The sequence below is a fragment of the Bacillus sp. FJAT-25509 genome (assembly GCF_001420605.1).
In the GTDB taxonomy this organism is placed as follows: Bacteria; Bacillota; Bacilli; order Bacillales; family Bacillaceae_G; genus Gottfriedia.
This window is the reverse complement of the sequence record NZ_LJIZ01000006.1, coordinates 47,078-67,288: the sequence shown is the minus strand read 5'-3', so window position 1 is coordinate 67,288 and position 20,211 is coordinate 47,078. Positions and strand designations below refer to the sequence as shown.

Sequence of the window (20,211 nt, the reverse complement as noted above, 5' to 3'; positions counted from 1 at the left end):
ACGCCGCCAGCGTTCGTCCTGAGCCAGGATCAAACTCTCCATAAAAGTTAAGTTTAAATCTTGTATTGCTCAAAAAAACTAATAATTGACGTTTACTTCATGTTTTGTTTAGTTTTCAAAGTTCACTTCATCGCCCGTAAGCGACTTTTTAATATTACCATTTCGTAATATAGCCTGTCAACATTTTTTAAAAATTATTTTTTAATTTGTTGAATCAGTTTTTATTGTCGTTGAAGACAAGAAATAATATACCACGTATTCAAATATAACGTCAACACTAAATTAGATTTTTTTAAAAATCTTTTTCATGGACTAAGTGAACAAGCCTCATATGTTTGCGTAAATAAGAAGTAATACTACTTTCACTCTCTACTCCATTATATAAGCGAATCCTTAGATAGCGGTAATCTATTATACACTTCATATAAGATTTTCTTCTTTTGGACCATTTCATTTTTAACTCTTTCATTTAAGTTATGCGATGATAATTCTTTATCTAATTCATATAGCGAACGTATTATGAGCGATTCGATCTCTAATACATGCTCCTTATTTAGAAGCACTCCAAACATAAACACCACTCCATGGTATTTTCATCATTTATACGATTTTAAGAAAATCCCAATTTTATTGTTCAAATACTTTAAACATTTAATCATTTCGTTTTATAGCATACAAGCTTACTAAATCTCATATCCTTTATATAAGAACTTGGACAAGAAAGAAGGCGATTTTATGCTTTTTTACTTTTACATCACTTCAAAAAGAAAATTAAAGCAATTTTCTTTAATTACTATTATTGCATTTTTCACAGCTTGCTTAGTTTATATACAAGCACCTAAAACATTTTCAACTTTTTCAACGAACAAGGGGCCAATGGCAATTTACAAAGGTGATGCCTCACAAAAAAATGTAGCTCTTACCTTTGATATAAGCTGGGGCGATGAAAATGTACTTAAAGTTTTGGACGTATTACGAAATCAAAATATTACGAACGCAACTTTTTTCATATCCGCATCATGGGCAGAGCGACATCCAGAGATTGTTGAAACAATAGTTAAGCAAGGTCACGAGATTGGGACACTTGGGTATCGTTATAAAAGCTACACCCAGTTAACTCCAGTTGAAATGCAAAGAGATTTAAATAATTCAGCTGAAGTATTTAATCGTCTAGGCGTAAAAGATGTTAAGTTATTTAGACCACCAAATGGTGAATATAATAAAGAAGTTATAAAGCTTGCTGCAAGAAACAATCTTTCTGTGATTCATTGGAGTATTAATACTGAAGACTGGAGAAATCCTGGAACAAATAAAATTGTAAAAAGCGTAGAAAAAAATGCAGATCCGGGAGACATCATTTTACTCCATGCAAGTGATTCAGCACTTCAAACACCAAAAGCATTGCCATTAATTTGGTCCTATTTAAAGGGCGAAGGATATAAAAACATAACTGTTTCTCAAATGATATCTAATGCGAAAACAAATATTAAAATTGTAAAATAAAAAAGCTAAGAGATATTTCTCTTAGCTTTTTAGTATTTTGTGTAAAGTTAATAACTGATACGCATTACAAACAAATAGCGGTACTAACATTAGAATTAACCACGAAAGGTCATTCTGTCTTAATGCAGGAACCCATTCAACGATTGTAACGACAATCATAAAAAATAATGCTGGAATAAACGCCCCTTTGTTTGTTTCTTTCATTTTTATATAAGAAACAATCAAACTACCTACTAAGAGCACTATTGGGAATATTAAATATACGGTAAAAGCCTCTCCATGTGCATACTCTTTAAATCGAAAATAAGCTAAATCAAATAAAGCAAACACGATTAATACAATTTGAACTGTATTCCATAATGACTTAAATAAGCCTAATCCGAATCTATGTATTGTCAAATATGCAAAGAATCCCATCTGACTTACTGCACTGAATACTAATCCCAATATAAATAAAAATGATACTTCTACTAGTAGTTTAATAAATCTGGCATCTTGCACGTAACCTAAATACTCTTTATACCCATAAAGGATCCCCGTTAAGATTGTTGCAATTCCGCCAACTAGTAATGTTGTTAAAAATAATCGAACCAATTTCCGACTCGTCATTCGTTTCTTAATCCCCCGTTTTCACAAAGCTTCTGCTTTTCTTCATAATTAACGATTCATATCAAACTTTATTAACTATTTAATCAATATAAATACCCTTATAATTTAATTCATGTCTAAATATTAGCATGGATATAACCAGTACTAACAAAAAACAAGCATACAAATTAAAAGGGTATTGTTTATTATTTATTTAATACGATTTTTTCGACTACTTCCTTAGCAATCGACGTATAGATTTTACCAGTTGGGTGATCTTTATCGTATATTGAAGGAGCAAAATCTTCTTCATCCCAATCAGGCTGCTGTAAAGGTAATTGTCCTAATAGAGTTGTTTGAAGCTCTTTTGCAAGCCTTTCTCCTCCACCTTTACCAAAAACATACTCTTTTTCGCCAGTTTTTTTACTTTCAAAATAACTCATATTTTCTACAACACCAATAATTTCATGATTTGTCTTTAATGCCATTACGCCCGCTCTTGCTGCAACAATTGAAGCTGTAGGATGTGGTGTCGTAACAATTATTTCCTTACAAGATGGTAACATGCTATGAACATCTAAAGCTACATCTCCGGTACCAGGTGGTAAATCTAGTAATAAATAATCTAAATCTCCCCATTCTACTTCTGTGAAGAACTGTTGTAGCATTTTACCAAGCATTGGACCTCTCCAAATAATTGGTGAATTATCTTCTACAAAGAATCCCATTGAAATGACCTTAACTCCAAAACGATCAACCGGAATGATGCGTTCACCTCTGATCACAGGTCTAGTCGTAATTCCCATCATATCCGGTACACTAAAGCCATAAATATCAGCATCAATTATACCTACTTTTTTACCTAATCTTGCAAGAGAAACTGCTAAGTTTACAGAAACAGTTGATTTTCCTACTCCACCTTTTCCACTTGCGATTGCTAAGAATTGTACTTTTTTATTATCTAACAGTGAAAGTGATGAGTTTTCTTGGTTGTCCTCATTAAACTGACTTTTTTCTTCTTCTGTAAATTCAGTAAAGCGAATTCCAACTGTATCTGCACCATTTTGCTTTAATAGCTGAACAATTTGTGTTTGAATTTGCATTTGTTCAGCTGTGCCCGTTTTCAACAATGCAATTTTAACGCTTACATGTTTCTTCTCTTCTTTTATCGATATTTCTTTAACAGCATTTAATTCTACTAATGATTTATTTATAAACGGCTCATTAATTGTACCTAAAAGTGATAATACTTGTTCATTGGTAAGCATATTTACACCTCGTTATCTTAATATACTAAATAGTATAACACATGTAACATCGTTAGTCCTAAGTAACATTACTTAGTTAGTAAAAATGAAAACCACCGATTAATTCGGCGGTTCCTTATCGTAGACGAAGTCCAGTAAATATGATTTTCAAACTAATTATAAACGTTTGTCTTTCGAGGCACGAAGTCTGTGCGAAAGCGGTATTACCCTAAACGGTAATGAGCACCGTAAGCTGACGAAATAACGAAGAAAGCGAGCGTTTGCCAATAGTTTGAAACACTGATTAATTCGGCGGTTCATTTTTATCTGTATAGTATCTAATAACCCCTCGATATATAGCCGCAGCAAGTTTATCTTGATATTCTTCATCTCTTAACTGCTGACTTTCTTCATAATTTGATAAAAAGCCAACTTCTACAAGCGCACCTGGTACTTTGGCATATTTCATCAAATAAACATGATTAATAATTTTCGCTAATCGATGAGTATTATTTAGACTTTCTCTTAACTCAGCTTGAACGTATTTTGCAAATCGCTCGTTTTCAATTAATGAACCATAAAAGAATGTTTGTGCACCTTTTGAAGAAGTTCTTGGTAAAGAATTTAAATGAATTGATATGTATAAGTCTGCGTTCGATCCATTAATAATTTCTACCCTTTTCCTTAAATCAACGCTTTTTCTTCTACTATATCCTTTCATACCATCCTCTGCTAGATCGTAATCTCCATCTCTTGTCATAATAACCGTTGCGCCTTGACCTTGTAAATAATCCCTTAGTTTATTTGTTATTGAAAGAGCAACAACTTTTTCAATAACATCTCCACCTGAAGCACCTCCATCTGGTCCACCATGTCCAGCATCCAAAACAATCACTTTTCCATCTAGAGGTAGTCCTCTAAAATTCCAGGTCTTTGAAGTTTTTTGTAATAAAGGTATACTCAAAATCAAAAAAACAAAGGTTACGATGATAACGATTAAATGCCATCTTTTCATTTTTTCTCCCCCTGATTGTCCTATAAAAAATATATGGGACAACTAGGAAGAATATGACTTACTTTGATAAACGAAGTCTGTGTCTTCTTTCTCCTTTTACATATCCATCTAACCACCAATTATTTAAAAAAGATTTACATCGGTCAAACGGTTCTGTTTGGATATCATCCTTACGGCCAAATACAGAAGAATAAAATAAATAAGCTAACCATTCAGATTCTTTAGCTGATCTTCTTTTAACATTCTCGATTGGTTCACCATAAAAACCAAATCGGCTATATCTTGCACCCAATAAGTATGTTTCTACCGCTAACTCAAAACAGTAATCTTCTCTTGCTTTTCTTTGGTTAATGTCTGCGTCTATACAGTAGGAAAATGAATCCTTTAATTGTGCTTTTAATTGCATTATTTTTAGTTCTCTTAATAAGCTCTTTTCAAATGTAATTTGCTTTGCTCTTCTTTTTTCTCGGAAATTTGTTATAAGATTCATGATGAAACCTCCCCGTAGCCATAGTCTAAGACGAAAAGGTGTGCTTCATTCAAAAACTACATACTTAATTTCTTCCATAAAAAAATAATAATTTTCATAAAAAATACAGATTTTAAAAATTGTATTAATTTTGAATTAAAAATGCAGTTTTTTAAGACTTATAAAGGTCTACTCTTTCTTAAATAATAAAAAAGAGAGGTCTAAAAATACGTTCTCCCCTCTTTCATATTTTTAATTATTGAATGATTTCATTCTTTGTAAAAGTAATCCGTCACTTTTTTCATTTTCCCCATATACAAACTGAGGCATATGATATTTTAAATATTGTCCATATTTACTATTCGTATTTAATACTAATTCATCTACAAAGTAGGCACCATTTTCTACTGTATCCAAAACTAAACTTGCAACTCCTGCATAAACACCACACGCGACCTGAAGATAGGTTGCATTTGTACCGTAATTAGCGAATGCATCTTTATTGTTCATAACATTATAGATATAGCGCTCTTTATCTTCGTACACAAGTAAAACTCCAACTACGTCCTCTCCTACCAATGGAGCTGTTGAAGGATCTAGAAGCTTTTTATCAAAACCCAATATTTCGTCAGTGTTTTTTAAATTATTTCTAATTAGATTTGTTGTATGCTCATTAACACGATACACAAAACCACTTTCTAAGTTGAACAATTTGCCAATAATAAATACTTCTTCGTGTGGCATAAGACAACCATAAAAGACTTTTTCCCCTAACGTTACTTTAAATTCAACAGAATAAACATCATCATACAAGAAGATTGGAATATTTTGTTTAACAAACATAGGAAAGCTTGTGACCGCCTCTTCTAGGAAGCAATCTGGGGACCAAGTGGTGTAAATTGTTTCTTTTTGAGCTATTGAAGGGTTTTCATAAAAAGAATTATCATGTTCAACAATGTAACATGCAAGAGGTTTTTCGGAAGGGAATTGGTTCATTAAATCGATTGCCATCCATTGCACAATACCAGGATTCATCCCTGAACCAATAATTGCTGTAGTATTTTTAAACTTTCGTTTATTTTCCTCGAAGATACGTAAACGTTCTTTAAGTGGGAACCCGGAATTGATACTTTCATCTCCATCTACTATTTCACTTTCTAAAGCTGTGTTGACATACTTCACACCAAACTCATTACAACAGCGCAACATTTCAACAGAATCTGCTCTAGAAACATCAACTACAATAACTGTATTACTCTCTATGAGATGTTTTTTCATTAAATCAATATTATTAATATTCATTTCATGAAACGTAACATTTTCAATTAGGTTAGGAATAATCCTTTCAAAATAAGTCAAATCTTTCTGTTTCAAATCAATTAAATGAAACCTGGCATTTTTCATTAGCTGATGAATTGGATCATTTTGATCATTTGCCGCTTTATTAAATATAGAAAGTACTGCCTTTGCCACTCCCCCAGAACTACCTAATAGGGTAATAATCGCATCTTTTTCAAACATATAAACAACTCCATAAATTGGTTTAATATTAGATTTTACTTTACTATATGAACAAATAGGAAAAGTGTTCGGACAAGTATCCTGTCTATATGACTTATGCTAAATACCTAATTGAAAAAAAAAAAGCCTAACTAATAATTAGTTAAAAGCTCTATTTTTGATTATTAATTAGTTTTGTCGTCAGTTTCTGGTTTTTCTAATAGTTTCTTCTGTTGTTCCATACAAAACTCTTTAAATTGTTTACATTCTTCTAAACACTCTTGTCTGCATCTTTCAATTTCTTCCTCGCGTCTCTTTTCTCTTTCAACTCGTAATTCAAATTCTCTATCTCTTTCTTTTTGGTCGATTGGCGCTGTATCCGTTTTTAGAAGTGGTACATCTCCTCTTTGGATTGGTCCGATTCCAAATAGAGAACGCCATTCATTAGGTGTTAAGGAAGCTCGTTCTACCATAATTGAAAATGCTAATTTAGTTGCAATCGATGCAAATTCTAAGTTAGATGCTTCAAAAACGATCCGATTACCATTTTTTCGTTCCGCTGGAGTGAAGAATTTACGTGTAAATTCATTATTTAGCTGGATGACTAAAGGGTTAATAACAGCTTCATTATACGAATTCCATTGATCCTCATTAAATGTACTTTGAACTATATTTTCGTTTGTATTAAAAAAACTATGGATTCGTCTGATTGCATCACTTGTTCTTTGTGCCTCTGGAGCGTAATTACTTGCAGGTACTTGTTGTAAAGTGTACGTTGGCTCTGAAAAACCCGCTTTTACACCGTCACCTGTAAATTTCATATAATTGTTTACAAATTCATTCGTATTCTTAGTCATATCTTCTTCATCTAGTAATTCCTTAAAATTCAACAACCAATTCATAAAGCGATTGTTACTTACATTTTGGACGATACTATCATCTACCGAATCAATTACTTCTAATAACGGAAGTAAAGGATCATATGGCGGAGTACCAAATAGATCATTACTATTAAAATCTTGTCTTAAATGAATGATATCGCTATAAGGTAAAATTAGTACATTTTTAGTTTTGAATGTGAACTTTAAAAAAATCAAACCCTGATTATTTTCAAGTACTTCAACTTTCGTACAAGGAATAGGAAATAGAGCGATAGGATACCCAAAATCATTTCGCTTTATAAATGCAAATGCGTTACTATTTAAGTCAAGTTGCGTTACCATTTTTTCTAAAAGTAATTGCCTAGACATAAATGGATTTGGTTCTTGAAGTACATTAAAAACCCACGGATCGGGGTTAATCTTGCATTCTCTATTATTTTCTCTAACATGTGTTACTTTTAGCTTTCCTATTGCATTGGCTTTAGGTCTAATACATGCCCTGATCACATCATTCTTAAATAATGTATCGCCTAATGTTAATTGGCCATCCCCTTCATCATTTAATAACTCAAAAGAACTAGTACTTGATTGAAAATTCATTTTGCCCATTATCCAATCGATTAAGCCCAACGCACATCACCCCTAACGTAGATGGCCAAAGGTATAATTTATTAAGGTATATTATTTTATTCTTTTAAAACTCTTCTATGCTACAATTCGAGAATGAATTATTAGAATTTTTTAATTTTTATCATTTTAAAATATGAGTATACTATTTAGTTTATTCCCGAATGCAATCAAATTCGAAAAAACCCTCACCAAAAGCGCTTGAGGGCCAACTAAAATTTATTTTTAATATCTTTCAACTAAAAGTTGTTTCGATTCAAAGTATAAAACTTGTATAAATTTCTTTGCATTAATGCGAGTATGTGTTGATGGAGTCAAGGATACTTGCTTCAATTCACTCATTCTTTGACGTACTGTTTCAAAATCAAAAAACTTTGAAGCATAATTTTCAAATTTAGGGTTTGCAAAATCTGTCAATCCTATTGATGCCATATGATTTAATGATTGGTAAATTGCTCTACGTACTCGTTGTTCTGATGATTTCCTTTCCCGCTCAACGTCTTCTTGAGAATTTACAATTCCTAGCTTTTTTAAACTGATGTGAGTGTATATATCCTTTAATGTAGGAAACCCTGACTCTAAGCCAAAATTCGTTTCATATTCATATAGGTAATTGAGCATATCAAGCAGGTCCTTGCTCCCATTTTCTCCAGCTATGCCAAGTTCTGATAACAGAACCTGTCCCCAATCCGTAATTTTCTTTTTATCAGACACTGGAGTATGTTGATTTATTGAATTTACATCAAAAACATTACTTAATGATTTTTGAATGTCAAGAATCGATCGTTCAAGTCGAATTCGCTCCAAGACCTTTCTAACGACCGAAATCACTTCAATTTTGTTCAATGGCTTAGTAATATAATATTCAATACCGAGAGAATAAGCTTCACCAATTAATTCTTTCGACTCGACTTGGGAAATCATAATAATTTTCCCTTTGAATGAAGGTCCCATTCTGCGAATTGTTTCTATACCGTCCTGAAGAGGCATTAATAAATCGATAAATAAAATATCAACATGATTTATTTCAAGTGTATTTACATCTAAAAAAAAGCCATCTTCCGCCTCACCAACAACTTCACCTAACTCTTCATCTTCTATGATTTGTGACAACATCGATCGAAAGACTTCATCATCATCCGTGATATAAAAATTCATAAATTCACCCTTTCTAAGACGAGAGCTCCAATTGGTAGTCGAATCGTAAAAATACATTCACTCTCTTTTTGATTGAGAATAACTTCTCCTCCCAATTCTTCTGCCATTTCTTTAATATAGGATAAACCGATTCCTGTAGATGGGGTTCCATCATCGCTATATTTAGACGTAAACCCAGGTTTAAAAATAAGCTTCATATTTTTTGAAGGAACTCCAGGACCATTATCAATAACCTTGCATTCAATCCAATCTTCAACTCTTTCTATTGATAAGAGGATTCTCCCTTTATGCTCTATAGCTTCAACTGCGTTCGCAACTAAGTTATTAATAAATGATAGCATTAGGTAAATATGATAGTGCGGATGTTCTCCTTTTATATGAGAAACAAACTCAATTTTCTTTCCTAGCATGCCTGCATATTTTTGATTAATTCGTATAATCATTGTGACTAAATCATTTACACTCATATATTCAGGCAAACTTTCACTTGTAATAAGTTTAGAAAGTCCTGCGAAAATTCTTTGGTTATCCTTTTTTATTTCATGTACCTCTCCTGCGATTCTTAAAGATTTGCTCCCCCATTTTTCAATCGGAACTCCTAAATCCTGTTTATACTTACTCATGTCTCGATATAAATTGTAGGATTCTTTTGTTATTGTTTCAGCATTTTGTAATGTCTTTTTCAAATAAACAGACTCTACGTACAAATTAGATAAGTGCATAAGCATATTTTCATTCTCTTTACGAGTTTGTGATTCCTTCAGTTTTAGCTCGTAAAGCTTCATCATATTGATAAATGCTAATACAAAAAAACTTCTAAACACCGCAATAATAATAATTTTGTTTAACTCTTCTACAGTAAGTGAAGATCCCATTCCATATAGTTGCAGTATTAATTCGATTAAACTAGAAGTGATCTCAATAGTAATACCGAAAATTCCTATTAGCAAAGGGTGCTGAAACCGATTTACTTTTAATAAATAAAATAAAACGGAAAATGAAAAATAATATAAAAAAGTAGGGAATCTGACTGAAAAGGATGAAGCAAAATTAAAATCTGTCAATACTAACCAATCTAGTCCAACACGGAATACAAAGACAGATATGCCAATTAACAGCCCGATTAAAACAGAATGATAATTCCTAAAATACAATAAAGAAAAGAAAAAAATTGGTGTTCCAAAACTAACGCGAAATATATTATCAAATGGATGAAAGTTCAGTTCACCGGCTATCGGAACTATAACCATAAGTGCAATAACAATCCAGAAATCTTTACCTTGCAGTCCTTTAGATTTCAAATCCGCCACTTCCTGATTTTTGCTACTAGTATATCGCCTTGTTGTTATTAACACAATGATCCTCCATACTACTAAATTTCATAAGAAAATACAGCTTGATGATACAAGCTGTATTTTTTGTTTTTATATAGTGACCAATTCTTTAGTAGCTTTAATAGGTCGATATGCAGGCTCCCACATTGCGTTTCGTACAGCTTGCTCAATATCGTCATGTACAACTCGAGCTACCCCGTCAGCAACTGCTGCTTTTGCTACTTCAATCGCAACTACTTCTGAAATAGTACGTAGATTCTCGATTTGAGGTAGTAATGGTGCACCTAATTTACTTACATCGATCATTTCCGCTACAGCTTCTGCAGCCGCTGCAAACATTCCATCAGTAATAATACTAGCGCGTGAAACATTTGTTCCAAGTCCTAAGCCCGGGAAAATAAGAGCGTTATTTGATTGACCAATTACATAAACCGTTTTGTTATATGTTACTGGAGCAAAAGGACTTCCTGTTGCTACCAATGCTCTTCCTTCAGTCCACTTGATTAAATCAGAAGGTTTTGCTTCTGCAAGTGGTGTAGGATTTGACATCGGTAAAATTACAGGTCTTTCAACATGTGCTGCCATATCTTTTACAATCTCTTCTGTGAAAGCACCGGCAACAGTTGAAGTACCAATTAAGATCGTAGGATGAACTTGACTTACAACTTCTGCTAGACTTGCACCTGAATTATTTTCCTCGATTGGACGCGCATACGGTTGTTGGAAGTCGAACAACCCTTCCATATCCTCTGCAAGCAATCCGTTTCTGTCTATACACCAAAATCTGCGGTTTGCTAATTCGTATGAAAGACCTTCGCGTACCATTGCATCACGTACTTGATCTGCGATTCCAATACCTGCTGCTCCTGCACCGAATACAACTACACGATGTTCACTTAATGGAATACCAGATGCATTCACTGCTGCTAGCACTGCTGCAAGTGATACTGCTCCTGTACCTTGAATATCGTCATTGAAAGTACAAACATGGTGGCGATACTTATCTAATATATTTCGTGCATTTTTAGAGCTAAAATCCTCCCAATGAAGTAAAGCATTTGGGAATTTTTCTACAGCAGATCTAACAAACTTATCAATAAACGCATCATATCGACTATCGCGAACGCGAGGATGACGATTTCCAACATAAAATGGATTATTTAATAGTTCTTCACGATCAGTACCAACATCTAAAACGACTGGCAATACTCGAGCTGGATCAATACCTGCCGCAGCTGTATATACCGCTAATTTACCGATTGCGATATTAATACCTCCAACTCCCCAGTCACCAATTCCTAATATTCCTTCACCGTCAGTAATAACGATTAAATCAATTTCATCTGCATTTGCACCATAATTATCAAATGCTTGTTCAATACCATCTTCTTCATTAATCGATAAATACAAACCACGAGGTCTTCTATATTCATTACTATAACGTTGAATTGCTAAACCAACTGTTGGTGTATAAACAACTGGAAGCATTTCAGGTAAGTGGTCAGTTAGTACACGATAAAATAATGTTTCATTACGATCATGTAAAGCTGATAATGCAACATTTTTATGCAAATCAGTAGGTTGTGACGAGAATTGCGCATAAGCTCGTTTAGCTTGCTCCTCCAGCGTCAGTACAGCCGGCGGTAATAATCCTGTTAAACCTAATTCTTTACGTTCCTCTTGAGTAAATGCAACTCCTTTATTAAGCATTGGCACACCTAATAATTCTGCACCTCGCAAGGTAGTCTCCACTTCTCCATTCGAACCTACCTTGAATTTATGCATATAATCCCATCCCTTTTCTATCTTTTTATTTTTATCTTTTTTAGTTAAGCAAAAAAGGGCTTTTCGCCCTTACTTTGTCATAATTAATGGTCAAACTGATTTAAAGTCACTGTTCTTTCAATGTGCAAGGCCAGTAGCGGTGATATCATTACATACATGGCGGTATAAGCACCGCATACAGGCAAAGCTACATAGAAAGTGAGCGTTTATCAGCAGTCTGACTGATTTATTGACGTTCTAAAAGAACTGCACCAGCAATACCAGGGTGAGTCATTTCAAATGGATCTAAAATTAAATCAAGTTCTTCTTCTGATAATACATCATATTTTAAGCAAAGTTCACGAATTGGTTTTCCTGTTAGAATTGCTTCTCTAGCTATTCTCGCAGCAACTTCATAACCGATATGTGGATTAACCGCTGTGATTAGACCAACGCTCTTTTCAACATATTCTTTCATTCTGTCTTCATTCGCTTCAATTCCTCTTAAACAATTATCTGTAAACGCACGGAATGCATTATTCATAATGTTAATTGATTGAAGTAAATTAAATACTAGAACTGGCTCCATAACGTTTAATTCTAATTGTCCTGCTTCAGACGCTAAACAGATTGTATGATCATTACCGATTACTTGGAAAGCAACTTGGTTAATAACTTCTGCCATTACAGGATTTACTTTACCTGGCATAATAGATGAACCTGGTTGACGTGCTGGCAATGAAATTTCACCAAGACCTGCACGTGGGCCTGAAGCCATTAAACGTAAATCATTCGCAATCTTAGACATATTCATCATACATACTTTTAGAGCAGCCGATACTTCTGTGTAAGCATCAGTGTTTTGAGTAGCATCAACAAGATGCTCAGCTCCAACAAGTGATAATCCGCTTATTTCAGCAAGTTGCTTAACAACTAGTTCAATATAGCGAGGATCCGCATTTAAACCTGTTCCAACCGCTGTAGCTCCCATATTTACCTCATATAAGTGCTGACGAGATTGTTCGATACGTTTTATATCACGACCAAGTACTCGAGAATATGCTTCGAATTCTTGTCCTAAACGAATCGGTACTGCATCTTGTAAGTGAGTACGACCCATTTTAATTACATGGTCAAATTCTTTTGCCTTTAAATCAAATACATCACGCATATAATTCATTGTATTTAATAATTTCTCTAACATATTTAAAGTCGCGATATGAATTGCAGTTGGGAATGCATCATTTGTAGACTGCGACATATTTACATGGGTATTTGGACTAATGCAGAAATAGTCACCTTTTTCTTTACCTAGAATTTCAAGCGCACGATTTGCAATAACCTCATTTGCATTCATATTCATTGATGTCCCTGCGCCACCTTGGATAGGATCAACAATGAACTGATCATGCCATTTGCCCTCAATAATTTCTTGAGCTGCCTCTGCAATCGCTTTACCATTTCCTTCATAAAGGCGTTTTGTTTCTACGTTAGCAAGTGCTGCTGCCTTCTTTACAATTGCTAAAGCTTTAATAAGCTCTTCGTGAATTTTATAACCAGTAATAGGAAAGTTCTCAACTGCGCGTAATGTTTGGACACCATAGTAGGCATCTGCTGGAATTTCTTTTTCCCCTAAAAAATCTTTTTCAATGCGTATGTTTGGTTTAATTTCAGTAGCCGCCATTTGTTTTTTCTCCCATCTTTACGCAACTTTTGATTCCTTAATAGAATCAATATATTGTTGCGCCTTCTCTTTATCGTATTCGCCTTCCCATTTCGCCATTGTAATGGCTGCTAACGAGTTTCCTAATACATTTACTGCAGAACGAACCATATCTAAAATACGGTCAATACCCGCAATTAATGCGATTCCTTCTAAAGGTAATCCCATTGAACCTAGTGTAGCCAGTACTACTACGAACGATGCACCAGGGACACCGGCCATACCTTTTGATGTAAGCATTAGTACAAATAACAATGTTACTTGCTCCATAAATGACATGTGAATATTGTACATCTGAGCAACAAATAATGCAGCAAGAGCTTGGTAAATCGCTGAACCCGTTAAGTTAAAAGAGTACCCTGTCGGTATAACAAAAGATACAATTGCTTTTGGACAACCCATTTCTTCCATTTTTTTCATAATGTTTGGAAGTACTGCTTCCGAACTTGCTGTTGTAAATGAAAGAATCAGTTCTTCCTTTAAAATCTTCATTAGTGTAAAAATATTCGTCCCTGTCATTTTAGCATTAATACCTAAAATAACAATAGCAAAAAATGCTACAGTTATATAAACAGCTAAAACAAGTTTACCAAGTGGTAATAAAGTACTTACACCAAACTTTGCAACTGTTACAGCAATTAACGCGAAAACCCCGAACGGAGCAGTTTTCATAACTTGATTTGTAACCCAAAACATCGCTTCTAATACGCCTTCAAAAAATCCAAGAACAGGCTTTCCTTTTTCTCCGATCGCTGCTACTCCTAAACCAAATAGTACAGAGAAGAAAATAATCGGTAAAAGATCACCTTGTGCCATTGATTCAAACACATTTTTTGGGAAAATGTGAACGATTGTCTCTGCAAAACCACTTTGTTGTGTTGCAGTTGCTGTTTGTTCATATGCTGAAATATCACCTTTTTGCAGATGACTCATATCTACGCCTTTACCTGGATGGAATACATTCGCTGCAAGCATTCCAATTCCAAGCGCAATCGTTGTAATGATTTCAAAATAAAGAAGTGTTTTTCCTCCAAGTTTTCCTAGCTTCTTTATATCCCCTACACCCGCTACAGCTACTACAAGAGCTGAAATTACAATTGGCATAACAATCATTTTAATTAAATGAATAAAGATATCACCAATCGGTTGAATATAAGATATTGCCTTTTCATTTCCGTATACTAAAGCTCCTACAACAATACCTAATATAAGAGCAACAAAGATTTGCGTAGCTAATCCAAATTTCTTCATATAAATCCCCCTTGTTAACGCTTTCAAACATATAAATGAAATACATAACTAATTTTATATGCAAACCTACAAAACAATACAAAAACCTACAAACACTTTTAAAATAAATATAAAAAGTTTCAAAAAGGTTAAATGACCTGCATTTAAACAATGAGGAGCTTCATTTTGAAATAACAACAGACAGGTAAAAATTACAAAGTCCTGTTCATCATCAAAGGAAAGATAAGAGAAAAGGAAGTACAGTTACGGGAGAGGATTGAAAATAGTGGATATCAGGTTTACACATGATCAAATAAACCTGCAAAATAAAAAACTCCTGTCCACAAAGTGGAGAGGAGTTTTGAACGTATAAATAAAAATTAACGTTTTGAGAACTGAGGAGCTCTACGTGCACCTTTAAGACCGTATTTTTTACGCTCTTTCATACGTGCATCACGAGTTAATAATCCAGCGCGTTTTAAAGTTCCGCGGTATTCAGGATCAACTTGTAATAATGCTCTTGAGATACCGTGACGAATTGCACCAGCTTGACCAGTGTATCCACCACCGTTAACGTTTACTAAAATATCATAGCTACCTAATGTTTCAGTTGCAACAAGTGGTTGTTTAACAACTTCTCTTAATGCAGCGAATGGGATGTAATCTTCAAAATCACGACCGTTAATGATAACGCGTCCTTCGCCAGGAACTAAACGTACACGAGCTACTGAGCTTTTACGACGTCCTGTGCCATAGTATTGTACTTGTGCCATGTGAATGCCCTCCTTTTATAATTATCCGCGAAGTTCGTAAACTTCTGGTTTTTGTGCTTGGTGTGGATGCTCGTTACCAGCATACACGTGTAATTTTTTAATTTGAGCACGTCCAAGACGTCCTTTTGGAAGCATACCTTTAACAGCTAACTCAAGCATTTTAACTGGGTAGTTAGTACGCATTTCTAAAGCTGTACGCTCTTTTAAACCACCAGCATACATTGTATGACGGTAGTAAATTTTATTGTTTAATTTGTTTCCTGTTAATTCAACTTTCTCAGCGTTGATGATGATTACGTTATCACCTGTATCAACGTGTGGTGTGAAAGTTGGTTTGTGCTTACCGCGAAGTAAAGTAGCTACTTCAGTTGCAAGACGACCTAAAGTTTTTCCTTCAGCGTCTACAACGAACCACTTACGTTCAACTTCGCTAGCTTTTGCCATATAAGTTGTGCGCATTCTATTTTCCTCCTAATACAATATACATAAAGTAAAATTGTTTTTATTGTTTATCTTTAACACGACTGGTTCCGGGGCTAATCGTGGTTCTTAAAACAATACCGTATTTAATATTAAACTTTATACCTTCTAATGTCAAGCAAATGTTACACCAGGATTAGTTGTTATAATCAACTTTCCATAAAAACAGGCCATTAGGCGGTGAAGTCTTACCAGCCTTGGCTCGATCACGTGCTAATAATGCGTTTTTAACACTTTTTACATCACGCTTTCCTTGCCCCACTTCAATTAATGTTCCAACAATTATTCTAACCATATTATAAAGAAAACCATTTCCTTCAAGAGCGATGACAATCCCTTGATCTGTTTTATTAATACTTCCTTTATAAATCGTTCGTACTTTGTCCTTTATATCCGTATTTGATGCACAAAAGGAACTAAAATCATGTGTACCTAGTAAGCAATCCAATGCTTCTTGCATTTTAACAGTATTTAGGTCAAAAGGAAAAAAATAATGATGGTTTCTAGAAAAAACATTTTCGTCTTTTTCATTCCAAATAAAATAACGGTATTCTTTTCGAACGACATCAAATCTAGAATGAAAATTATCATCAACGATCTCTACAAATTTAACATTTATATCTTTAGGTAATTGTGCATTTAATGCCCTTTTCCATTGCTCTGGTTGAAGCACAAATTCACTATCAAAATGAATTACTTGTCCTACTGCGTGGACCCCTGTATCTGTCCTACCAGATGCGTGGATTCTTATTGGATTCCCTTTGTGCATTTTTGTTAGAACCTTCTCAATATCCGTTTGGACTGTTCTCTGATTAGGTTGAACTTGGTAGCCATTAAATTGTGTGCCGTCATATGAAATTATACATTTAATTCGATTCATAACTTATCTCCATTACTTACGTAAAAACAATAATAGTAAAAATAATATCAGTAATACAACAAAGCATGCTGTATCCCGTAAATGCCACTTCATAACACGAAACTTTGATCTTCCATCTCCGCCTTGGTAACCTCTAGCTTCCATCGCAACTGCTAAGTCTTCAGCCCGTTTAAATGAATGAATAAATAATGGCACAAGTAAAGAGACCAATGCCTTTAACCGATCTTTAATAGGTCCTGAAGAGAAATCCACTCCTCTGGACGATTGTGCCTTCATAATCTTCTCAGTCTCTTCCATAAGCGTAGGAATGAATCGTAGTGAAATTGACATCATTAAAGCCATTTCATGCACAGGTAAACCAAACCTTTTAAATGGGTTAAATAATGACTCAAGACCATCGGTAATTTCGATTGGATTTGTTGTTAATGTCAGTAAAGTAGTAATTGAAACTAAAAGAAAAAATCTTACTGATATATAAATACCTTGAATAATTCCTTCTTTATGAATATCGACCCATCCAAAATGATAAATTAGTGGTCCCTCTTTATTTGTAAAAACATGCAATAAAAACGTAAACACTGCGATCAACCAGATTGCTCTTAATCCTTTTAAATAATAATTAAAAGGTACTCTTGATAGCAGTACTGCTACAATTGAAAATAAAAATAAAATACCGTATGTTATAAAATTATTTGCAAAGAAAACGATACAAATAAAAATGAACATTGTAAGTAGTTTTGCTCTAGCATCTAGACGATGAATAAGTGAATCGATTGGAATATATTTTCCGATAATTAGACTATTCATTTTGTTTCCCCATTATAAAGATTCGCTATATAATTAGCGAGTTGTTCGATTGTTAGACTTGTAGCTTTTTCTTTAATACCTAATTTTTGATTTAGTTCTTGATGGAATTTTAAAGAAAGTGGAATTTGTAATCCAATTTCCTCTAATTCCTTTTCATAAGAGAATACTTCTAAAGGGCTTCCTTTTAAATACGTAGTCCCTTTTTGAAGTACATGAATCGTATCCGCATATCTCGCTGCATCTTCCATGCTATGCGTCACCAAAATGATCGTCAGGCCTTTTTCTTTATGCAATTGATAAAACATATCCATTAAAGCCTTTTGACCACTAGGATCAAGACCAGCAGTTGGTTCATCCAATACTAAAACTTCTGGTTCCATTGCTAAAACACCAGCAATAGCAACCCTTCGCATTTGTCCACCACTTAATTCAAATGGTGACTTCAATAAATATTCTTCACTTAAGCCTACTTTTTCAATTAGATCTTTAGCTCTTTTTTTTGCCTCATCTTCAGATACACCAAAATTCATTGGACCAAAGCAAATATCTTTCTCTACAGTTTCTTCAAATAATTGCTGCTCGGGAAACTGAAAAACTAAGCCTACTTTTTTTCTTAATGATTTTAAATTCTTGTTTTTCTTATCTGATAAAAGGGTAATATCGTCTATTTTAGCGATGCCCTCTGTTGGTTGTAAGAGGCCATTTAAATGTTGCAGAAAAGTAGATTTACCTGAGCCTGTGTGACCAATTACAGCATAATATGACCCTTCAGGTATCGTAACATCAATATCATAAAGAGCGCGATGCTCGAAAGGTGTTTTCGGCTGATAAGTATAGCCTACTTTTTCAAAAGTAATTTGCATAATTCGCTCACCAAGCTTTCTTGCTCTAGATGGTCTTGTCTCAAAGGTAAACCTTTTTCGATTAATAAACTAGAAAGGTTATTTGTAAAAGGAGATGCTAATCCAAGCGACTCTAAAGAAAACTCTGTTTTTAAAAGTTCTTCTGGAGTTACGCTTTGAACTAAATGACCATCGTGCATAATTAAAATACGGTCTGCATGTATTGCTTCTTCTATATCATGAGTAATCGAAATAACAGTCATATTAATATCTTTATGTAAATCACGAATTGTCTCGATTACTTCTTTTCTACCGAAAGGATCTAACATCGATGTAGCTTCATCTAATATTAATATACTTGGTTGAATTGCTAATGCTCCTGCTATTGCTACTCTTTGTTTTTGACCACCAGATAGAGAGTGTGGCTCATGGAGTACAAATTCGTTCATATTGACGATGTTTAAAACTTCTTCAATTCGACGATCCATTTCTTTTTTCTCTATCCCATGGTTTTCTAAACCAAATGCAATATCATCTATTACTGTCGTACCTACAAACTGATTATCTGGATTTTGAAATACCATCGCTATTTTCTTTCGAACATCCCAAATTGTTTCTTCTGATAAGCTAATTTCCTCATCAATCACAATTTGTCCTTCTTCAGGTAATATCAGTCCATTTAAAAGTTTAGCAAGCGTTGACTTTCCTGATCCGTTTCGACCTACAATAGCGATCCATTCATTTTCCTTTATATTAAATGATACCGAATGAACTGCATTTGATTGTGCCTGTGGGTATTTAAAAGATATGTTATCTACTTTAATACTATCTTTTCTCATTTGTTCACCTATAATTTCTCATTGTTTATAGATATATAATAGTCTAAAAGTAAACAGAAAAAAAGGGCAACGACATGTTTACTAGAAACGTCGAGCCCTTTTGTATTCGAATATTAAACTAATTCGATAACAACCATTGGTGCTGCGTCTCCACGACGAGGACCAATTTTTGCGATACGAGTGTATCCACCTTGGCGCTCTGTGTAACGAGGAGCGATGTCAGCAAATAATTTTTGTAAAGCGTCTTGACCATTTTCAGCGTTAGCAACTTCATTACGGATGTAAGCAGCAGCTAGACGACGAGCATGTAAGTCTCCACGTTTACCTAAAGTAATCATTTTTTCAACAACTGAACGTAACTCCTTCGCACGAGTTTCAGTAGTTTGAATACGTTCGTTGATAATTAAATCAGTAGCTAAGTCACGTAACATAGCTTTACGTTGTGAGCTAGTACGTCCTAATTTTCTGTATCCCATTTCTAGTTCCCTCCTTTGTAAGTAGTATCAAAATTGGGTCATATAGACATGAAGAGAACGCCTCTCCCTTTATAG

At 34.1% G+C, this 20,211-nt stretch carries 20 protein-coding genes; 1 reads left to right on the top strand and 19 read right to left on the bottom strand.

Annotation, left to right across the window (positions count from 1 at the left end; all coding sequences use genetic code 11):
• Positions 1-377 precede the first annotated feature (377 nt).
• Positions 378-572: a hypothetical protein gene (locus AN960_RS04590; RefSeq protein WP_056467542.1), complete on the bottom strand. Its 195-nt coding sequence runs from the start codon at positions 570-572 to the stop codon at positions 378-380.
• Between the two features lie 163 nt (positions 573-735).
• Between AN960_RS04590 and pdaB the strand changes: the two genes are divergently transcribed.
• On the top strand, positions 736-1,503 hold the full coding sequence (gene pdaB, locus AN960_RS04585) for a polysaccharide deacetylase family sporulation protein PdaB (RefSeq protein WP_056467539.1): 768 nt from the start codon (positions 736-738) through the stop codon (positions 1,501-1,503).
• A gap of 21 nt (positions 1,504-1,524) precedes the next feature.
• Here pdaB and AN960_RS04580 read toward each other — a convergent pair whose 3' ends face one another.
• The 18 genes from AN960_RS04580 to rplQ form a co-directional block, all read right to left on the bottom strand.
• Positions 1,525-2,112, bottom strand: coding sequence for a KinB-signaling pathway activation protein (locus AN960_RS04580; RefSeq protein WP_056467536.1), 588 nt, complete (start codon positions 2,110-2,112; stop codon positions 1,525-1,527).
• Positions 2,113-2,297: 185 nt separating this feature from the next.
• Complete coding sequence (gene salA / locus AN960_RS04575; RefSeq protein ID WP_056467532.1) at positions 2,298-3,359, bottom strand: iron-sulfur carrier protein/transcriptional regulator SalA; 1,062 nt, start codon at positions 3,357-3,359, stop codon at positions 2,298-2,300.
• 283 nt (positions 3,360-3,642) lie between these two features.
• Positions 3,643-4,353 carry an N-acetylmuramoyl-L-alanine amidase CwlD gene (gene cwlD, locus AN960_RS04570; protein ID WP_056467529.1) on the bottom strand — a complete coding sequence of 237 codons (711 nt, stop codon included), beginning with the start codon at positions 4,351-4,353 and terminating at the stop codon, positions 3,643-3,645.
• Positions 4,354-4,411: 58 nt separating this feature from the next.
• Positions 4,412-4,843: a DUF2521 family protein gene (locus AN960_RS04565; protein WP_056467526.1), complete on the bottom strand. Its 432-nt coding sequence runs from the start codon at positions 4,841-4,843 to the stop codon at positions 4,412-4,414.
• A gap of 231 nt (positions 4,844-5,074) precedes the next feature.
• Positions 5,075-6,343, bottom strand: coding sequence for a saccharopine dehydrogenase family protein (locus AN960_RS04560; protein ID WP_056467523.1), 1,269 nt, complete (start codon positions 6,341-6,343; stop codon positions 5,075-5,077).
• A gap of 164 nt (positions 6,344-6,507) precedes the next feature.
• The gene (locus AN960_RS04555) at positions 6,508-7,833 is read right to left on the bottom strand and encodes a phage portal protein (RefSeq protein WP_056467520.1); all 1,326 of its coding nucleotides are present in this window, start codon (positions 7,831-7,833) and stop codon (positions 6,508-6,510) included.
• A gap of 222 nt (positions 7,834-8,055) precedes the next feature.
• Positions 8,056-8,988 carry a response regulator gene (locus AN960_RS04550; protein WP_056467517.1) on the bottom strand — a complete coding sequence of 311 codons (933 nt, stop codon included), beginning with the start codon at positions 8,986-8,988 and terminating at the stop codon, positions 8,056-8,058.
• Complete coding sequence (locus tag AN960_RS04545; protein ID WP_056467545.1) at positions 8,985-10,238, bottom strand: ATP-binding protein; 1,254 nt, start codon at positions 10,236-10,238, stop codon at positions 8,985-8,987. The genes AN960_RS04550 and AN960_RS04545 overlap by 4 nt, the downstream gene beginning before the upstream one ends.
• A 174-nt stretch (positions 10,239-10,412) precedes the next feature.
• Complete coding sequence (locus tag AN960_RS04540; RefSeq protein WP_056467514.1) at positions 10,413-12,107, bottom strand: NAD-dependent malic enzyme; 1,695 nt, start codon at positions 12,105-12,107, stop codon at positions 10,413-10,415.
• Between the two features lie 226 nt (positions 12,108-12,333).
• Entirely contained in the window at positions 12,334-13,770 is a 1,437-nt protein-coding gene (aspA, locus tag AN960_RS04535) for an aspartate ammonia-lyase (protein WP_056467511.1), read from the bottom strand.
• An 18-nt stretch (positions 13,771-13,788) separates the two neighbouring features.
• The gene (locus AN960_RS04530; protein WP_056467508.1) at positions 13,789-15,060 is read right to left on the bottom strand and encodes a cation:dicarboxylate symporter family transporter; all 1,272 of its coding nucleotides are present in this window, start codon (positions 15,058-15,060) and stop codon (positions 13,789-13,791) included.
• Positions 15,061-15,419: 359 nt separating this feature from the next.
• On the bottom strand, positions 15,420-15,812 hold the full coding sequence (rpsI, locus tag AN960_RS04525; protein ID WP_056467505.1) for a 30S ribosomal protein S9: 393 nt from the start codon (positions 15,810-15,812) through the stop codon (positions 15,420-15,422).
• 21 nt (positions 15,813-15,833) lie between these two features.
• Positions 15,834-16,271, bottom strand: a complete 438-nt coding sequence (rplM, locus tag AN960_RS04520) for a 50S ribosomal protein L13 (protein WP_056467502.1) — start codon at positions 16,269-16,271, stop codon at positions 15,834-15,836.
• A gap of 157 nt (positions 16,272-16,428) precedes the next feature.
• Positions 16,429-17,172 carry a tRNA pseudouridine(38-40) synthase TruA gene (truA, locus tag AN960_RS04515; protein ID WP_056467499.1) on the bottom strand — a complete coding sequence of 248 codons (744 nt, stop codon included), beginning with the start codon at positions 17,170-17,172 and terminating at the stop codon, positions 16,429-16,431.
• Positions 17,173-17,184: 12 nt separating this feature from the next.
• Positions 17,185-17,979 carry a cobalt ECF transporter T component CbiQ gene (gene cbiQ / locus AN960_RS04510; protein ID WP_056467496.1) on the bottom strand — a complete coding sequence of 265 codons (795 nt, stop codon included), beginning with the start codon at positions 17,977-17,979 and terminating at the stop codon, positions 17,185-17,187.
• Complete coding sequence (locus AN960_RS04505) at positions 17,976-18,842, bottom strand: energy-coupling factor ABC transporter ATP-binding protein (protein WP_056467494.1); 867 nt, start codon at positions 18,840-18,842, stop codon at positions 17,976-17,978. Before AN960_RS04505 ends, cbiQ begins: the two co-directional genes overlap by 4 nt.
• Positions 18,818-19,660, bottom strand: a complete 843-nt coding sequence (locus tag AN960_RS04500) for an energy-coupling factor ABC transporter ATP-binding protein (protein ID WP_056467491.1) — start codon at positions 19,658-19,660, stop codon at positions 18,818-18,820. The genes AN960_RS04505 and AN960_RS04500 overlap by 25 nt, the downstream gene beginning before the upstream one ends.
• A 113-nt stretch (positions 19,661-19,773) precedes the next feature.
• Complete coding sequence (gene rplQ, locus AN960_RS04495) at positions 19,774-20,136, bottom strand: 50S ribosomal protein L17 (RefSeq protein ID WP_056467487.1); 363 nt, start codon at positions 20,134-20,136, stop codon at positions 19,774-19,776.
• Between the last annotated feature and the right edge of the window lie 75 nt (positions 20,137-20,211).